The sequence below is a fragment of the Pseudoalteromonas sp. SG43-3 genome, from assembly GCF_014164385.1.
GTDB lineage: Bacteria > Pseudomonadota > Gammaproteobacteria > Enterobacterales > Alteromonadaceae > Pseudoalteromonas > Pseudoalteromonas distincta.
In genome coordinates, this window is the sequence record NZ_JACJFC010000021.1 from 1 (window position 1) to 18,255 (window position 18,255).

At 39.8% G+C, this 18,255-nt stretch carries 14 protein-coding genes; 5 read left to right on the plus strand and 9 right to left on the minus strand.

What is annotated here, in order from left to right; genetic code table 11:
- Positions 1–676 precede the first annotated feature (676 nt).
- Positions 677–1,534 carry a tetratricopeptide repeat protein gene (locus H5157_RS16875; protein ID WP_182725120.1) on the minus strand — a complete coding sequence of 286 codons (858 nt, stop codon included), beginning with the start codon at positions 1,532–1,534 and terminating at the stop codon, positions 677–679.
- A 111-nt stretch (positions 1,535–1,645) separates the two neighbouring features.
- Between H5157_RS16875 and H5157_RS16880 the strand changes: the two genes are divergently transcribed.
- Positions 1,646–2,956 carry a M20 family metallopeptidase gene (locus tag H5157_RS16880; protein ID WP_182725121.1) on the plus strand — a complete coding sequence of 437 codons (1,311 nt, stop codon included), beginning with the start codon at positions 1,646–1,648 and terminating at the stop codon, positions 2,954–2,956.
- Positions 2,957–3,032: 76 nt separating this feature from the next.
- Here H5157_RS16880 and H5157_RS16885 read toward each other — a convergent pair whose 3' ends face one another.
- The 4 genes from H5157_RS16885 to pomA form a co-directional block, all read right to left on the minus strand.
- A complete protein-coding gene (locus H5157_RS16885; RefSeq protein ID WP_182725122.1) occupies positions 3,033–4,973 on the minus strand; it encodes a DNA topoisomerase III in 1,941 nt (646 codons plus the stop codon).
- Between the two features lie 45 nt (positions 4,974–5,018).
- On the minus strand, positions 5,019–5,525 hold the full coding sequence (locus tag H5157_RS16890) for a hypothetical protein (protein WP_182725123.1): 507 nt from the start codon (positions 5,523–5,525) through the stop codon (positions 5,019–5,021).
- A 212-nt stretch (positions 5,526–5,737) separates the two neighbouring features.
- Positions 5,738–6,658 (minus strand): flagellar motor protein MotB, encoded by a 921-nt coding sequence (locus H5157_RS16895; protein WP_024597196.1) that lies wholly within the window; start codon positions 6,656–6,658, stop codon positions 5,738–5,740.
- Positions 6,659–6,660: 2 nt separating this feature from the next.
- Complete coding sequence (pomA, locus tag H5157_RS16900; protein WP_024597197.1) at positions 6,661–7,428, minus strand: flagellar motor protein PomA; 768 nt, start codon at positions 7,426–7,428, stop codon at positions 6,661–6,663.
- Between the two features lie 321 nt (positions 7,429–7,749).
- Between pomA and H5157_RS16905 the strand changes: the two genes are divergently transcribed.
- From H5157_RS16905 to H5157_RS16920, 4 genes are all read left to right on the plus strand, one after another.
- Positions 7,750–7,992: an exodeoxyribonuclease VII small subunit gene (locus tag H5157_RS16905; RefSeq protein ID WP_002961738.1), complete on the plus strand. Its 243-nt coding sequence runs from the start codon at positions 7,750–7,752 to the stop codon at positions 7,990–7,992.
- A gap of 2 nt (positions 7,993–7,994) precedes the next feature.
- Positions 7,995–8,882: a (2E,6E)-farnesyl diphosphate synthase gene (gene ispA, locus H5157_RS16910; protein ID WP_182725124.1), complete on the plus strand. Its 888-nt coding sequence runs from the start codon at positions 7,995–7,997 to the stop codon at positions 8,880–8,882.
- Positions 8,883–8,987: 105 nt separating this feature from the next.
- Positions 8,988–10,850: a 1-deoxy-D-xylulose-5-phosphate synthase gene (gene dxs / locus H5157_RS16915; RefSeq protein WP_182725125.1), complete on the plus strand. Its 1,863-nt coding sequence runs from the start codon at positions 8,988–8,990 to the stop codon at positions 10,848–10,850.
- Between the two features lie 200 nt (positions 10,851–11,050).
- Positions 11,051–13,162 (plus strand): hypothetical protein, encoded by a 2,112-nt coding sequence (locus tag H5157_RS16920; protein ID WP_154903652.1) that lies wholly within the window; start codon positions 11,051–11,053, stop codon positions 13,160–13,162.
- Positions 13,163–13,203: 41 nt separating this feature from the next.
- Here the strand turns inward: H5157_RS16920 and H5157_RS16925 are convergent, their stop codons facing one another.
- Genes H5157_RS16925 through nusB form a run of 4 tightly spaced genes read right to left on the minus strand, consistent with a single transcriptional unit; the run spans position 13,204 to position 18,241 of the window.
- Positions 13,204–16,290 carry a ligand-binding sensor domain-containing diguanylate cyclase gene (locus H5157_RS16925; protein ID WP_182725126.1) on the minus strand — a complete coding sequence of 1,029 codons (3,087 nt, stop codon included), beginning with the start codon at positions 16,288–16,290 and terminating at the stop codon, positions 13,204–13,206.
- A gap of 37 nt (positions 16,291–16,327) precedes the next feature.
- Positions 16,328–16,813 (minus strand): phosphatidylglycerophosphatase A, encoded by a 486-nt coding sequence (locus H5157_RS16930; RefSeq protein WP_182196916.1) that lies wholly within the window; start codon positions 16,811–16,813, stop codon positions 16,328–16,330.
- Positions 16,810–17,784: a thiamine-phosphate kinase gene (thiL, locus tag H5157_RS16935; RefSeq protein ID WP_024596289.1), complete on the minus strand. Its 975-nt coding sequence runs from the start codon at positions 17,782–17,784 to the stop codon at positions 16,810–16,812. The genes H5157_RS16930 and thiL overlap by 4 nt, the downstream gene beginning before the upstream one ends.
- Positions 17,785–17,830: 46 nt before the next feature.
- Positions 17,831–18,241 (minus strand): transcription antitermination factor NusB, encoded by a 411-nt coding sequence (nusB, locus tag H5157_RS16940; RefSeq protein ID WP_002961751.1) that lies wholly within the window; start codon positions 18,239–18,241, stop codon positions 17,831–17,833.
- Positions 18,242–18,255 lie beyond the last annotated feature (14 nt).

Genomic DNA, 18,255 nt, shown 5'->3' on the forward strand with positions numbered 1-18,255 from the left:
CGTTTTGAGTCGCTTTAGCGTCTCAAGGGATGCGAATAATACACCCTTTATTTTTCGAGTCAACACTTTGTTTTAAACTTTCTTTTTAGAAGATTTAAAACCGAAGTTTTATTTAACTCTCTGAGCAGTTCGTGCCTCGCTATGCGTTGTCCGCTGCGCGTCGCCATATCCCGTCTCAGTGGGGTCGCATTATAGGGAGCGGCGGATTTTACGCAAGCGTTATTTGCATAAAATAGTAATTAAAATTAAGTCCCAAGCAAGCGCACACGATAAACACAAGTTACCCACAAAACCCTGTTGATAACTCTTGTTTTTACATAGCTAAACCATACTAAAGCTATTAATTAAAACCTTAAAAATGCAAAAAGCACCTTATTTAGGTGCTTCTCAAAAGTAATAGTTATTAGAATCTAGGGTCTGTTTATCTTTCAAGGTTAAATTTGCAGCAGCCTGTTTGGTATTCAGGCAAGGCAGAGCCTATGTAGTGTGGTTACTCCCCATAAATAGGCGATAACGTAGCATTAATGCCAAACAGGCGCTGCCCAAAGGGTTCTTCCTAGGGGCTATTTACTCTTTGTTACTCGGTTTTTACTTAGCCCACTAGGTTACAAATCTCGCGCCGCGATTAAACACCCCCTAGTTTGAACAAATTTTAATCCGCAAAGAGCAACAGACCCTAGTATAAAAGACTATATAACTTGCGACGATACTTAGCTGCGAGTGCGTCGCCATCAGGTAAAGAGGCAATAATGGCTAAAAAGCTTGGTTTTGCTTCGTTGAAGTTCAGATCTTTTTGTAGAACTGTAAACAGTACATCCAATGCTTCTTCTTTTCTGCCTGCTTCATTAAGTAAAATACTGAGCTCTTCTTTTAATTCTAAGTCATTTGGATACTTTTCTACTTGTTGTTGCTTTTCTTTAATCTCTGGTGAATCTTTTGCTTCAAGCGCGGCTTCGCATTTTGCTTTTATATTATTAAAGTAAGCATCTTGCTCTTGTGCATCTATTGTATTTATAAGCGCTTGCGCTTCATCTACCTTGTGAATTTGAATACATATGTCTGCTAGCACTAACTTGATACGTGCATTACCGCTGTCTATTTCATAAGCTTGCTTTGCATAATTAAATGCAGCATTTAAATCTGACTTTAATAACGCTTGCTTTGCTTGCTCTAATAGTAAGTCTTGTTGCGCAGGTAAATGCTTTGCTAGGGATTCGCGTATTTGCGCTTCGCTTTGAACACCTGCAAGTAAATCTACTGGTGCGGAGTCTTTTAATAATACAAGCGTAGGCAGTGTTTGCAGACCAACTTGTTGCGCAAGTTGAGAAGCGAGTGCTTGTTCTGCATCGCAATCTAAGTTTGCTACTACTATATAGCTTGCATATTCTGCTGCTACTTTATCTAAAATTGCAGCCTGTCCAATGCAGTCAGGACTTTGAGGAGAGAAAAAGTTAAGCAACACCAATTTTTGTTGTGATGTTTCACCGAGTACTTGTTGAAGGTTTTGCGCATTAATACTAACTATGTTGCTCATTGAATTGATTGCCATATTCGTCTATTTAGGTTTTTATATGGTGGTGAACATAATAATTACAAGTCATATACCTAAATCACTCGGTATACATATTCAACAATAAGGGAAAATATGAAATTAACTTACCTAAGTGCAATACTTTTATTAGCAAGCCCATTAGTACAAGCAAATGGACTCGATTTGAATTTAAGCAAAGCCATGCCAGCTATTGAAAAGTTTTACCTCGACTTACACCAATCCCCAGAGCTTTCTTATCACGAACAAAAAACAGGTAAAAAGATAGCAGATAGATTAACTCAGCTGGGTTTTAAAGTAACAAGTAATGTAGGTGGCTTTGGTGTAGTTGGTATTTATAAAAATGGTGAGGGGCCGACAGTAATGATCCGCACTGATACTGATGGCTTACCTATTATTGAGCAAACAGGAAAATCCTATGCCTCAAAAGTCAAAGTAATAGATGAGCACGGTGCAAAAGTAGGTGTAATGCACGGCTGTGGCCACGATATCCACATGAGCTCTTTTATTGGAACTGCAGAGCAGTTAATTGCTCATAAAAAACAGTGGCAAGGTACATTAATGATGGTTGCACAGCCTGCAGAAGAAGTAGGTGGGGGTGCTAAAGCGATGTTAAGCGAAGGACTATTTAGTAAATTTGCAAAACCTGATCATATAATTGCTTTACATGTAAGCGCTAGCGTCCCCGCTGGTAAGGTATCAATGAAAAATGAATACACGATGGCAAGTGTAGATTCTGTCGATATTACAATTATAGGTAAAGGTGGTCATGGTGCTTATCCGCATACAACTATAGACCCAGTGGTTATAGCTGCACGCACTGTACTTGCTTTGCAAACAATCACAAGCCGAGAGCTTTCACCGCTTGAGCCTTCTGTTATTACAGTGGGGTCTATTCATGGTGGTTCAAAACATAATGTGATTTCGGATGAAGTAAAACTACAACTCACTCTTAGAAGCTATAACCCCGATGTAAGAAGCGCTCAAATAGCTGCTATCAAACGTATTACAGCTGGGATAGCACAAAGCGCTGGATTGGATGAATCAAACTACCCTGTAGTATATGTACATGAAGATGAATCGATTCCATCTACTTATAATAACCCTGCACAAACAGACATTGTTAGAAATTCTATTGCCAGCGCAATTGGCGATACTAATGTACTTGAAACACAAGCTGTAATGGCGGGTGAAGATTTTGGCCTATACGGGCGCACCGATGAAAATATCCCTATCACCCTCTTTTGGCTAGGAGGCGTAAACCAAGCACAATATGCCGATTCAATAAAAACAGGTGAGGTACTCCCTTCTCTACACTCTAGTAAATTTGCACCAGATTATAAAGTTGCTATTCCTACTGGAATAAAAGCAATGAGTAACGCTGCTGTTGCTTTATTTAATAAGTAACCTGAATTCTGGATAATAAATCTATCTCAAACAGAGTTCAGGTTAAGTAATATGGTTTAATAAAAAAGCTCTGTTGCTAACTAGCAACAGAGCTTTTTTTATAACTCGACTTTTTAAAGGTCGCTTTTCCACCTCGTTTAGCAAAACGTTTTTTAGGTGAGCTTTTTGGTAACTTCGCAAATGCATTGCTATCGCAGTTTGCTGCTAATTGAACAAACCCATTTAGGTCAGCAAGTAAAGGCTGTAAAAATTGCTGATAACTCATTGCCTGCTGTGCAATATCACCTAAGCTCGACTCCCACTTTGCGGTTAAATCAGGACTCGCTAAACCTTGTGGTAATACGCTAATAAGAGCAAGTCCCGTTTCGGTCGCTCTAATTGACTTACCTTCACGTTTTAAAAAACGCCGCTTAAATAGCAACTCGATTATTCCCGCACGTGTTGCCTCCGTACCTAAACCATCAGTGTCTTTTAATACTTTTTTAATTTGTGGATCTTTAACATAACGGCTAATGCCCGTCATCGCAGCCAATAATGTGGCATCGGTAAAATAAGCTGGGGGTGATGTATGCTTTTCGACTACTTCGCCTTTATCACAAAAAAGAGGCATACCTTTTGTTAAAGGAGGTAGCGAGGCTTCATCTTTTAATTCAGATTTACCCATTAACACCTTAAAACCCAAGCTTACATCTTGCTTTGCATTTGCCTTAAAAAGCCCACCAGCAATAATTACCTCAGCTTTAGTTTCGTTATATATATAGTCGGGATAAAACTGAATTAAGTAATGACGGCTTATTAATTGATATACTTTTACTTCGTCACCGCTCAAACTCGCTGACTTTAACTGCTTAGCCGTAGGCACAATGGCATGATGGGCAGCTACTTTTGAATCGTTAAAACATTTACTACCCTTTTTCACATCTGCCCCGTTTACTAATTCACTGCTTTGCCCCCCATTTGCACTTATTGCCTTTAAAATAGCAGATGCATCTTGATGGTGATCTTTAGGTAAATAACGATTATCTGAGCGTGGGTAAGTAATTAGTTTATGACGTTCGTAAAGTATTTGGCAAATATCCAATACTTTTTGAGCTGGCATACCAAATGTTTTAGCGGCATCTATTTGCAGAGCAGATAAATTATAAGGTAATGGAGCACTTTGCTTTTTTTGTTTTTGGTCGAGTAAAGTAAGCTCAGCACTTTGCTTTGTAATACGTGAAGCAACATTTTCTGCAAGAGCTTTGTTAAGTATTCGCCCTTCTTCATCTTGATGTGGCTCACATGCTTTGCTTGGAACCCACTTAGCTATGAATGGTTGATTATCAGGAGTAAGCAAATGCGCCAATACATCGTAAAAAGGCTTAGATACAAAGTTCGCTATTTCGTTATCTCTATTAACAACAAGACCTAAAATAGGGGTTTGTACTCGCCCTACCGAAAGTACATTACCAAACCCTGCTTTTTGCCCTGCTAACGTATATGCACGCGTTAAATTCATACCAAATAGCCAATCAGCACGAGAGCGCGCTAAAGCAGATACACTTAACGGAATAAAATCTCGATTAGAACGCATAGTACCCAGTGATTTTTTTACTGCGGACAAATTTAAATCACTAATGAGTAAACGTTGCGTACTTTGCTTTTTAGCCTGACTTATTTTGGCTTCTTCTATTACTTGATCGACTAGTAGCTGGCCTTCACGGTCTGGATCGCCAGCGTGAATAAGTTGCGAGGCCTGTTTAATTAATTTTTTTAAAACAGTGAGCTGTTTGCGAGTTTTGGTTTTGGCTTTTAACTTCCACTGTTCAGGTATTATAGGTAAGTGTTCAAACTGCCATTTTTTAAAGCGCTCATCATAGTCATCGGGTTCTGCTTGTTCTAGCAAATGCCCAATACACCACGATACACAATCGCCATTAGCGACTTCTATATAACCATCATGTTTTTTATGTGGTTTTGGTAAGGCATCAGCAATTGCTCTGCCTAGTGATGGTTTTTCTGCAATGTAGAGTTTCATGGGAGTCGCTCACTCACTGTTTATATAAACAGTAGTTTAGCACAGCTATTTTGAAGGTGGGGAGTTTTCTATTTTTGACTTTACACTACCTTGCTTAGTGAAAAGGATAATTAAAGGTAAATAGCATACAACCACCGTGGCAATATTGATAAATGGCATTAGGGTCTGATAAATAACGGTACTGTAAGCTAAATCCCACAAATGGCGGTCAACTAATCGGAATAGTTGTAATATAGGTGCGCCAATAACAACTAGTTGCCCAATAACACATTGCCATAAATAAACTTTATCCTTTATACCCCAGTAAGCTATAAGTGCCATCCAAATAATATCTGTGATCGCCCAAACTAAATAACGATAAATATAAATGTCATCAAACACTCGTAGGCTTGAAGCAGTTAGGTTACCAAAGAGGAAAAAAGCTGCGGTAAGTAATACAAATCGAAAGGCTAGGCGATCTTTAAATACAAAAAATATAAAAATAGCCGGACTTAGCATTAAAACCCAGCTTTTGCTTAAAATACTAACAATATATAAAAACCATTCAGGCAAAATACTCTGCCCTATTTTGTTTTTTTATCGTCATCAGTACCATCACCATTACCCGGCATGTCGCAATATTTATTGATTATTTTCACAGGCACTCCATTACATATGTTAAGGAAATGTACTGTAAGCTAAAATGACGAAATTGCCAAGATACTTAAGGCAATTAAGTACCTTAAATAAAAACAAACATAGTGAAATATAACACAAGCAATAACTTAGCGCACATCAATAGGAGCAGACTCTTTAGCCTTACCTTGCAGGATTGATATTTCTACTCGACGGTTTCTTCGGCGATCTTCATTTGAATCGTTTGGAACAAGTGGACGAGTATCAGCTCGCCCCACTACCATCATGCGGTTTTTATCAAACCCTTGCACCGTTTGCAGCTCGCTTGCTACAGCTACAGCTCGCTTTGACGATAAGTCCCAATTATTAATATATAGCTCATTCGATACCTGAAAATCGTCGGTATGGCCAGATACAGTTATTTCGCCAGGTACATCTTTTAACAGTACACCAATATCTTGAATTATGGGTTTAAACTTAGGTTGTAAAAATGCACTACCCGAAGGAAATGAACCATTCTCTCTAATACGAATAATTATTTGCTGCCCTAAAGATTCAAGCTCAATTGCACCATCTATTATTTGCTTTTCAAGCTGCTGCGCGATTTTTTTAACGAGCTCGTTAGTTTGTTCCTGATCGGCCGCTGAAGTTGCTTGCTCTGACGATTGCTCTTGAGAAGTACTACGAGATTCGCCACCACGTTTGTCCCCGCGTTGTTCTTGCCTGCCGCCAGCTGAGCTTTCATCTCCAGCCTGAAACTCTAACATTTGTTGAGTCATTTCGACTGTTTGCTGCTGAATGGTTTCTATTGGGGTTGGCTCTGGTTTGCCTGGGGTAAACTCCATAGCAATAACAGAGGTACCTTTAGGGATATCTTTTACTTCAATTTTATTCTGCACACCAAAAGCAAACTTCATAGAGCCCGCAATTTGTTTAAACTTAAGTACATCCATTTCTGAAAACGCAAGCAAGAGTACAAAAAAGCACATTAACAGTGACATTAAATCGGCAAACGTTCCCATCCATGCTGGTAGGCCTGGTGGTGGGCATTTGCACTCTTGATCAGACATAATTACTCCTCGGTATCTACTTTGCGTTTAGATTCAGCTAAGTAATTTTTCAAAATACCTTCGATAACTTTTGGATTTTGGCCATCTTGTATACCTAAAATAGCATCTAAAATTAAACGCTGATTCATAGCTTCTTCGTCTTTACGCAGTTCAAGTTTTACCTGAATAGGAATTGCCACAACATTGGCTAAAAAAGCACCATATAAAGTTGTTAAAAGCGCTACCGCCATTGCCGGGCCAATTGCTTTTGGGTCATCCATGTTAGATAACATTGCAACTAAGCCAATTAGAGTACCAATCATTCCCATTGCTGGTGCAATATCGGCTAATGACTTAAATAAGCCTGCGCCCATTTCATGTCGAGTAGTGGTTAAAGAGATATCTTTTTGAAGTGTGGCGCGAACAACATCTGCGTCATGGCCATCAACAAGCATGTCGACGCCTTTGCGCATAAATGGATTTGGGATTTCAGCTTCTTCGAGTGCTAAAAACCCCCCTTTACGAGCTGAATCAGCAAGTTCTACTGCTTTTTCAATAAGCTCTTCTGGCGTTTCAATTTTAAACATAAACGCTTTAGCAACAACTTTACCTATACCCAAAAACTGCGACATGGTGAAATTTGATAAAACAATGAAAAGTGAACCACCAAATACAATTACACTAGAAGGAGCATCGGCAAACATAGCCATTTCACCGCTACTACTCATAAACATAGACATGACAATTAAGCCAATTGCGCCTAGGATCCCGATTATGGTTGCTAAATCCACATTTCCTCCAGAAGTTTCATGCTTAATGGCCTTATCATAAACTTTTATTATTAACTGCTTATCGGCAACATATTGAATTGCTTAAGCCATTTTTATAAATAAACATAAAAAGCAGCCTTTAGCACTATTTTAGATCAAGTTATAAGGGCTACCTAATTATCAATTGATTTATTAAACTAACAGACCGCTATTAAGGCTTTATTAATACACTTGAAATATAATTTAACGTTATAAAGGTAAAAAACCAATATCATCCTTTGACCTAGTTTAGCATTCCCCCTAAAATTGACCCCTAAATTTATTATGTAAGCTGAAATAAAGATGGCGACTAAAAAACCTGAAAACTTAAGTTTCGAACAAGCACTAGAAGAATTATCTACAATCGTTAGTGACATGGAACAAGGTGACTTATCGCTTGAGCAATCGTTAAAGCAATTTGAGCGTGGAATTGCATTAGCAAGTGCTTCATCAGGTAAATTACAGCAAGCAGAACAAAAAGTATCAATTTTGATGGGGAATGGCGAAAAGTCAGTTCTTACGAATTTTGATAATGATATGGAATAGCTGTGAGCATAAATAATTATATCGAACGTGCTCAAAAAGATGTAGTAGCGACCTTACAACAGCATTTTAAACAGCCTCTCGATACTGAAGAAACAGTCAAGAACGCCACCCAGTATGGATTATTTAATGGCGGTAAAAGATTACGTCCATTTTTAGTTTATGCCACAGGTAAAATGCTCGGTGCAAACCAGCAAGACTTACATGTACTTGCAGCTGCAATTGAGTGTATCCATAGCTATTCGCTAGTTCATGATGATTTGCCCGCTATGGACGATGACGACTTACGCCGTGGCCGCCCTACTTGCCATATAGAATTTGGCGAGGCAAATGCAATTTTAGCCGGTGATGCCCTACAAACACTCGCCTTTGAGCTTATTGCGAATCACAAATTTACATGCTCGTCGCAAACACAAGTAAAAATGATTGCTACGCTTGCCAACGCATCAGGCCTTGAGGGCATGGTAGGCGGACAAGGTCTTGACATAGCAGCAACAGATAAAGTAATTACCGTACAAGAGCTTGAGCGAATACATAAGCTAAAAACCGGAGCTTTAATTAATTGTGCAATTACACTTGGTGCACTGTGCAGTGAAAAGGCAGATCAACAAACCTTAGAAAATTTAAGCATTTTTGGGTATGCTATAGGGCTGGCGTTTCAAGTACACGACGACATTTTAGATGTTGAAGGCGATACGGTTACTTTAGGTAAACCACAAGGCTCCGATATTGCCGCGAATAAAGCGACATATCCGGCGTTATTAGGTATGCTAGGCGCTAAAGAAAAGGCGCAAAATTTAATACAACAAGCCCATGAAGCGTTGGCAAATATAGATGCTGACACAGCACTTCTTGCGTCGCTAGCAAATTACCTAATTGAGCGTGACCACTAATTTTTGCTCATACGTATTGCAATTAGCACTGACATTATTACTCAACATTAATTATTCGTAAAAGCTTTGAATGAATTAATGTTAGCGAAGGATATATATAAAACCATGACACTTGATAGTAACAAGTATCCATTACTTAATTTGGTTGACGAGCCAGCCCAATTGCGTGACTTAGCGCAAGACAAACTCCCTGCATTTAGCAATGAGCTGCGCGATTATTTACTCAACTCAGTATCGCAAAGTAGCGGTCATCTAGCGTCTGGTTTAGGGACGGTTGAACTAACCGTTGCGCTACATTATGTTTATAACACTCCAGACGATCGCCTAGTTTGGGATGTGGGTCACCAAGCTTATCCACATAAAATCCTTACAGGTCGTCGCGACCAAATGCACACTATTCGCCAAAAAGACGGTTTGCACCCTTTTCCTTTTCGCGATGAAAGCCAATACGATACGTTTAGCGTAGGTCATTCAAGCACCTCTATTTCAGCTGCCTTAGGTATGTCTATTGCCGCCCAAAAAGAAGGCAAAGGTCGAAAATCTGTAGCCATTATTGGTGACGGAGCTATCACCGCAGGCATGGCATTTGAAGCGATGAATCATTTAGGCGATGTAAAATCAGACATGCTTATTATTTTAAATGATAACGAAATGTCGATTTCAGAAAATGTTGGCGCATTAACAAATCACTTTGCCCGAATTTTATCAGGTAGCTTTTATACTAACATTCGTGAAGGCAGTAAAAAGTTACTCTCAGGTGTGCCTCCGGTAAAGCAACTTGCCAGTAAAATGGAAGAGCACATTAAGGGCATGATGATCCCGGGGACCTTCTTTGAAGAATTAGGCCTAAATTACATAGGCCCAATTGATGGTCACGATGTAAACATGCTTGTAGATACATTGCGTAATATGCGTAATTTAAAAGGCCCACAGCTTTTACATATAAAAACGCAAAAAGGTAAGGGCTACAAACCGGCTGAAGCCGATCCTATTGGCTACCATGGAGTACCAAAATTCGATCCGAGCACAACTAGCCTGCCTAAATCTAAACCTAGCGCTGCTACTTTTTCAAAAGTTTTCGGCGATTGGTTATGCGACATGGCAAAGCAAGACAGCAAGTTAATGGCTATTACGCCAGCAATGCGCGAAGGCTCTGGCATGGTACGTTTTTCTAAAGAGTTTCCAGATCAATACTTTGATGTGGCCATTGCAGAGCAGCATGCTGTTACTTTAGCAGCTGGTTTTGCTTGTGAAGGTTTAAAACCAGTTGTTGCTATTTACTCGAGCTTTTTACAACGTGCGTATGACCAATTAATACATGATGTTGCACTGCAAAACTTACCTGTATTATTTGCCATTGACCGCGCTGGTATTGTTGGAGCCGATGGTGAAACTCACCAAGGTGCGTACGATTTAAGCTTTATGCGCTGTATTCCAAATATGGTAATTATGGCACCAAGCGACACCAACGAATGCCGCCAAATGCTATACACCGGTTATAAAGAAAACTGCCCTGTTGCAGTTCGTTACCCTCGAGGTAGCGCAGGTACTGCAGACATTGAAAGCACTATGCAACTGCTCGAAATAGGTAAGGCAGATACAATTAAGAAAGGCAGTAAAATTGCCATTTTATCGTTCGGTACATTACTTGAAAACGCCCAGCTTGCAGCTAACGAATTAGATGCAACGCTTGTTAATATGCGTTTTATTAAACCACTTGATACTGCACTTTTAAATGAGCTTGCTACTAGCCACGATACCTTTGTTACGCTTGAAGATAACGCGATTGCTGGCGGTGCCGGCTCTGCAGTTAATGAATACTTGGCAACGCAAAAAGCTGATATTAATATCCTTAACTTAGGTATTCCTGATGAGTTTATTAAACACGGCACGCAAGATGAAATGCACGATGAAATGGGATTAGGCGAGCAAGGAATATTAAACACTATTAAGGCGTTTATCGCTTAAGCTATTTACTTAGTTTATTAAAAAGGAGCCTCAAGGCTCCTTTTTTTGTTTTTAATTTTAACTTTTTTGCATCCAGTTTCATTTTATAGCCGTTATTGATATGAGGTTAACATGTAAATAATCAGTGCCGCTTAGTCTATGCCTTATGAGCAAGCGCGTTATTTACCTACATTTGATGGAATATTTAAAAGGTAAAAATGATGAATAAAGCTAATTTAACAACTCATTCAACACAAAAAAACACACTTAAACACACGCTTAGTTTTTCAGCTTTAACACTTGCAGTATTAATCGGCATTACAGGCTGTAGCTCAGACGATGGTGAAAACGGCGTAGATGGTATTGCAGGCACCGATGGACAAAACGGTACCGACGGTACAAATGGCAACCCTGGTTTTGCATCAGCCACATTAATTTTGGCAAACAATGGCGAGAGCAATACAGGCACTATCGATTTAATTAACCAAAACGCCTCTAAACTAAAAACCTTTAATACAACAGCTAACGAAGGCGTTGCATTTGATAGCTTAGGTAATTTATTGCAAGCAAGCGACAGCGAAAATGGCAGTATTAAAACTATTTGCCAGCTTGCAAATCGTAGTGACGGCGCAACCTATACAGCTAATACAGATCGCGAAATAACAGGTACTAACACAACACTGGTAAACCCTAAAGGAATAGCTGTAGCACAAAAGAGTGGCCTTGTTTTTATTGCTGACTTTGGCGCTATGCAAGTAACGACTTTTGGCGCTACAGCCGCGGGCGATGCAGCGCCTTTAGGCACAACTATTACAGAAGCGGCGCCGTGGGATGTTGATTATGATGAATCTAACGACCGCCTTTATGTAGCACTAACAAATGGTGATGTAGCCGTTTATGATAATTTTGTTGGTGGTGAATTTGCCGCAATGCCAAGCCGCACAATTACTCCAAGTAATAATGATGGCACGCAAATATCTGTAAATATTCACGGCATTGTTTATGACTCAAATACTAATAAACTTGTTTTGTCTGATGTAGGCAGTGCCTCAGACGCAACCGATGGTTCGTTATTTGTAATTAATAATGCTTCAACTGCAGAGGGCTTAGTAAGCGTTGCACGAAGTATTGCCGGTCCAGCAACAATGCTTGGTAACCCAGTTGATATTAGCCTTGAAGGTAGTGACTTACGTGTAGCTGAAAAATCAAATGATGCTGTTCTTGTGTTCAGCAATATATTTTCAGGTGAAAGCGGCGATATCACTCCTGATTTAGTTACCTCAACAATTAAACCTGAGTCAATTACTAAACTGGGTATACAAAATGAGATGGCTGATATTTCAGATAGTGATACCGCTAATATGGCGCTGCTAGGTGTTGCTGTAAGTAGTAATCCGGGCACTGCAGGTGAAACAACTGGGCAAATTAGTCGATTAAGTTCACAACTTAACACAGAAATTGGCAACTATAATGCAAGTCAAACTATCGAAAGTGTAACTTTTGATAAAGCGGGTAATAGTTATACAACGTTCGATAACAGTACAACCTCAATTGGCGGTATTGTTATTTCAAATAAAGTGGCAATAAACAGAGATGGGCAAACTTATAATACGAACCAAGACAGCATTATTACTGGTTCGAATACAGGCCTTATATCTCCTAAAGGTCTTGATGTGGCTTCTGATAGCGGTATGATTTTAGTTGCAGAAAATAATGCAGATACTCCAAGTATTTCAATATTTTCAACTTGCACCACAGGGGATGCAAGCCCATTAATGACGCTTACGTTTGCAAACGATGCTCGCCCTTGGGATGTTGATTACGATGCAAACACTGATCGAGCTTTTGTAGCACTAACAAATGGAACCGTTGCTGTATTTGACGAAGTTAAAAGCAAACTAATGGCTGGTAGTACTAATATTGCAGTTGAGGATAGGCTTATAACGCCAGCAAATGCAGGTACAGCAGTAGCAGCACCAAGCAACATGCACGGCATCGACTACGACTCGCTAAGTGGCTCGCTAATACTCTCTGATGTTGGTAGCGCAGCAGTTGCTGACGATGGCAAAATATACGTATTGAATAACGTAGCAACTGCATCGGGCTTGGTAAACATAAGTACCACTATTAGCGGTCCAAATACCCTACTGGGTAACCCTGTTGATATTATGTATACCGGAACAGATTTATACGTAGCTGAGAAGTCAAATAATGTGGTTATGCGATTTAATAATATTTTAAGCAGTGCAGGCGGTGATATAAGCGCCGATACCAGTACGGCATTTACAGCCCCTGAGTCGATTGCAATATTACCAGCTTGGCTTAACAAATAGAGTTAACCTCACCATGCCTGACCAATAACCTTGGTCGGGCATTATCGCATCCACACTTTTATATCTGCCAAGCCATTACTTTGTAAAATACCTAATTGCTGATCAACATTAGAGTTTTGTTCAAACTCAAATGCATCGAGCTGATCATCAAACGTAATATTAGCCACACCATCACCACCGCGCTTTTTAACTTGATGCAGTGCTATATCTGCTAAGTTAATAGAGGTTTCCCAGCTAATTACCTGTCCGCCTAGTAAAGGTAATGGATAAAATGACCAACCAATTGATGCCGTGATATTAGTTGTTTTTCCATTTGGTAATTGGAACGAATTAGCAGCTATTACTTTACAAAGTTCTGAGGCATAGCTATCTATTTTATTGCATTTAAAGTCACGTAATAATAATAAAAACTCATCACCACTCCAACGTGCCACATAGTCAGAGCCCTGCGTACGCGAATTTAACAATGCAGCCATTTGCTGTAAGCAGCTATCACCTGCAATTGGGCCATACGCATCGTTAATACGGCTGAAGTTATCAAAGTTAATAATTACCAGCACCAGTGACTTACCTTGTGCCTGCAGCGACTGTGAATTACGTTGAAAGTGCTCAATATCTTTAGGGAGTTGATCAAACAAAAAGCGGCGGCTACGTAGCCCTGTTAGCTCATCTGAGTGACTCACTAATTTAAGCTGTGAATTCACTTGGCCTAATTTATCATTAGCTTGGCGAAGCTCTAAGGTACGCTCAGTGATTAAGCCCTCTAATGCTTCTTGTTTTCTGCGTTCTTGTGCTCTAAACACCCAAAAAATGAGATAAAAAAGCAAAATAAAACCACTGGTAATTAAAAGCCTAAAGTAAATTGTTTCGTCAAAGCGCTCAGGCACTACAAAACCGTATTCTACATCTTGCGCTTTAGCCCAGTCTTCACCTTGGCGCTTAGCTTCTAATTGAAACAAAAACGAGCCAGGAGGCAAGTTAGTATAAATAGCTTCACGTCGCGTATTTGCATAGCGCCAGTCACTATCTAAGCCACTTAGTTTATATCTAAATTCAATGCTGTTTGGTGCATAGTAATCAATAGCTGTGTAAGTTAGCGTTATATCACGCTCGTCTGTTTCTAATGATGGTTTTTTACCAAGCGCAGCGGTAGTTAAATGACGAAGTGGCGTTATTATTGTCTCTATTGTTGGCTTTAATGCAAGCACACCAAATAGCTCTACATTTTTAGGTATTTCAACAACACCTTGTAAGCTTGGGTACCAAATAGAATTTCCGGTGTCTGCTACCGCATCATGCCCAAGTCCACTACAACATTGATTCGCTTTACCATCAAGTTGACGGTCAAAAGATGAAATTACTTCTTCAACTTTTAGGCTTTTTATTTCTGTTTTAAATTGCTCTACAGGCATTCTGTAAACACCTTTCATGGTGCTTACCCAAACATGCTTTAACTTTTCATCATATTCTAGGCTAAATATAGAACCATACGGTAAACCATTAGCTGCATCGAGCTGACGCCATTGCCCTTGCGTACTTCTGTAAAAAAGCCCGTCGTTAAGAGAGCCGATTAAAATACCCACGCCATCTATATGTAGCACGCTAGTTACGTATGCGCTTTCAAGTGTTGTTTGGTCGCCAATTTTTTCAATGCCACGGTCTGTAAAGTAATATGCGCCCTTACTAGTACCAATAACACCAAAGTTTGTTTTATCTAATACGTAGGTAATAAACTTACTACCTAAAAAAGCGTTATAGGCAAAAGGCGTTAAACCAGCATAATTTAATCGATATAAACCGCGTCCGGTACCAATCCAAAAGCCGCCTTTACTAGAGCGACTTATTGCAAATACCGGATTATCGCGAAGTGCTCGACCAGGGACGGTGTAAAGTGTCTTGTTTTCAAAAACAAATAAGCCGCGCCCTGTGGCTATATATAATCGCTCACCATCAAATTGTAGATCGTGTACTGATGCGTATCCATATTTACTACTTGGGACTAAATTAATAAAACTTTTATCTAAATCGAAATAACCAATGCCGCTTTTATTCGCAACCCACAGTTTACCATCGGGTGCTTGGCTAATAGCCATAACAGATTCGGTCATATTTGAAACTGCTGAATGCCTTTCGACTCGCCCTTCATGAGCAAGCCACAAGCCTTCACTAAAGCTTGCTAACCAAACGTTATTTTTATCATCTCTAAAAATATCAGCAAACCATATACTTTGATCGAGTTGGCTAGGCTCTACCCATTGCCACTCACCGGTTTTATCTCTGAATAATAAGCGTCCATAGGTCGAAACCCACAAGCCACCATCGGTATCACTCATAAACTTATAAACGGCTGAGTTATTTGCATTAGGTAGAGGAAAAGGTCTTAGCTCGTCATCTAAATCTAAAAAGTATGCACCTAGCTCAGAAGCTATATACAAATTACCATTTAAAAATGATAAATCGTGCACTATGGTTTGCGCTAGGCGCTCTGGTAAAGATATTTTTGCGGTAAGCTCTAAACGTAGTTTAGAAAAATCTGATGAGTTTTTTGTAAGGCGTAATAAATGACGATCATTAACCAGCCAAATGCCTTCAGGAGAGAGTGCCATTTGGCTAACAGAGCCAACTATTTGTGTGATCACAGTAGCATTAACAATAGGTAGAGGACCATTTACTTCAGTGCGTAAATCAACTTGCCCTCTATCTACATAGTATAAGCCGTTGGCCGCAATCCATATGCTACCTTTAGAGTCCTCAAGAATATCCCTTACTGGACCTTTAATATTAAATTCTTGTGCTGCAAATGTGGCTGGGTTAATAACTACCAAGCCACTTTTAGTGCCTACCCATAACAAACCACTAGAATCGACTAAAAGCTTATTAACACCATTACTAGGCAAGAATGGACTATTTTGCGTGTTGTAATTTGTAAATGTTGTACCATCAAAACGGCTTAAACCAAATTGCGTACCAAGCCACATATAGCCTTGCTGATCTTGCACAACACTTTTAAGTGATTGCGACGGTAGGCCATCTTTTATATTCCATTGCTTAACTACGTAATCAGTAATTGAAGCCCAACTTGGCGTCGCGCACAACATAAGTACACAAACCAGTAAAAATCGCATCATATTGCTGCCACCTAGTTAAACAAATCAAATATAAAAATTAAAAGGGCAGTAAACCCACTTTTATTAACGCTTGTAAACATATAAGCGAAAAAATACCCGCAAGTATATCGTCGGCCATTATACCTAAACCGCCATGCACTCGTTTGTCTAGCATACGGATTGGGCCGGGTTTTGCTATATCAAAAAAGCGAAATAACAAAAAACCTACGAGTAATGTTTGCCAGTTAAGTGCTGCGCCAATCATAGTGATGTAATAACCCGCCACTTCATCCCATACAATAGCAGGATGATCGTGCACGCCTAAATCATCAGCCGTTTTACCGCACGCCCATATACCAAATATACTGATCACAACGGCAAATACAATTTGCAGCCATAACGGATAATACATGGTCATAAAAATGAATGGCAAGGCAGCAAATGTACCAAATGTACCGGGCGCTTTAGGGGCAAGCCCAGTCCCAAAGCCCAGACCAAAAAACTGATGTGGACGCTTTAAATTAAACTTGCGGTTATTGTTCAAACCAGCTCCTTTGCAAAGTGCTCAAAACCCTGCGGTTCAAAATCAAACTTTTCACCGTTGTGTAAAAGCTCAATTTGGCCATCGCCACTTTTAACTTGGCCAATGCATGTTGCATCTACACCATACTGGCGTAGCTTTATTTCTAACATACTCTTATTGCTATCAGGGACCGTAAAAATTAATTCGTAATCATCACCGTAACTGAGAATAAATGGCAGCTGCTGATTAAAATCAAGGCTTGCTTGCATCGCATCTGAAGTTGGAATACTTTCAATATTCACCACTGCACTTACTTGTGACATATCGAGTATATGACTTAAATCAGCGATTAAGCCGTCCGACACATCGATAGCCGATGATGCAAGGCCTCGTAATACCTGCCCTGCAGCAACACGTGGGGTTGGAAAGTCAAAGCGTTTATTTACGTACTTTAAATGCTCTGGCTCAATACTTATACCTTGTTTGCGAGACTCAATTGCAAGTCCAGCGTCACCTAGCGGACCCGTAACATAAATCCAATCACCCACTTTTGCGCCACTACGACGAAGTGCAGTACCTTCGGGTACAGTCCCTTTCGCACAAATAGTGATGGTTAGTGGGCCCTGAGTTGTATCGCCACCTATAATCTGCACATTAAAATATTCAGCAATTTCATGCATGCCATCAGTAAACTCTTCAATCCACTGTGGGTCAATACTTGGCAAAGTTAACGCAACTGAAACCCAAGTTGGCTCAGCACCCATGGCCGCTAAATCACTTAAATTAACAGCAAGCGCTCTGTGACCTAATGCACGAGGGGAAATATCATCAAAAAAGTGTACGCCAGCAACAAGAGTGTCTGTTGTAACGGCAAGTTGGCAGTTTTGTGGAACGGTTACTAAAGCGCAATCATCCCCTATACCTAGGTTTACATCACGACGGGTGATACCGCGACCTTTAAAGTAGCGGTTAATTAATTCAAATTCCTTCATACACAAAAAAGCCGGCCTATGCCGGCTCCCCTCTTTAACGGTTTACTTACTTGCGTAAATGCTTAACAGCTTTATCAAGTACACCGTTTACAAATTTATGGCTGTCTTCAGCGCCAAAAATTTTGGCCAGCTCAATACCTTCGTTAATAGCAACTTTATAAGGTACGTCTTCACGGAACTTAAGCTCATAGCTGCTTAAACGTAAAATTGCACGCTCAACCATATCTAAGTCATCAAACGGACGTGTTAAATGTGGTGATACAGCTTCGTCTAGTTGCTTGTAATTTACAGCAACACCCGTCGCTAGATCTTTAAAGTATTCAACATCAATTTTAGTAACGTCTGTTTCGATCAACATTTGTTGTTCGATATCGGCAATTAAATTGCCACTTATTTGCCAAGAATAAACGGCTTGGAGTGCTAAGATACGTGCTTTACGTCTTGCTGCTGGTTTCACAAAAATTCCTTAAA

Coding starts and splice junctions, on each gene's coding strand:
- H5157_RS16875 (WP_182725120.1), bottom strand. CDS start 1,534: ATGAGCAACATAGTTAGTATTAATGCGCAAAACCTTCAACAAGTACTC.
- H5157_RS16880 (WP_182725121.1), top strand. CDS start 1,646: ATGAAATTAACTTACCTAAGTGCAATACTTTTATTAGCAAGCCCATTA.
- H5157_RS16885 (WP_182725122.1), bottom strand. CDS start 4,973: ATGAAACTCTACATTGCAGAAAAACCATCACTAGGCAGAGCAATTGCT.
- H5157_RS16895 (WP_024597196.1), bottom strand. CDS start 6,658: ATGTCTGATCAAGAGTGCAAATGCCCACCACCAGGCCTACCAGCATGG.
- H5157_RS16905 (WP_002961738.1), top strand. CDS start 7,750: ATGGCGACTAAAAAACCTGAAAACTTAAGTTTCGAACAAGCACTAGAA.
- dxs (WP_182725125.1), top strand. CDS start 8,988: ATGACACTTGATAGTAACAAGTATCCATTACTTAATTTGGTTGACGAG.
- H5157_RS16920 (WP_154903652.1), top strand. CDS start 11,051: ATGAATAAAGCTAATTTAACAACTCATTCAACACAAAAAAACACACTT.
- H5157_RS16925 (WP_182725126.1), bottom strand. CDS start 16,290: ATGATGCGATTTTTACTGGTTTGTGTACTTATGTTGTGCGCGACGCCA.
- thiL (WP_024596289.1), bottom strand. CDS start 17,784: ATGAAGGAATTTGAATTAATTAACCGCTACTTTAAAGGTCGCGGTATC.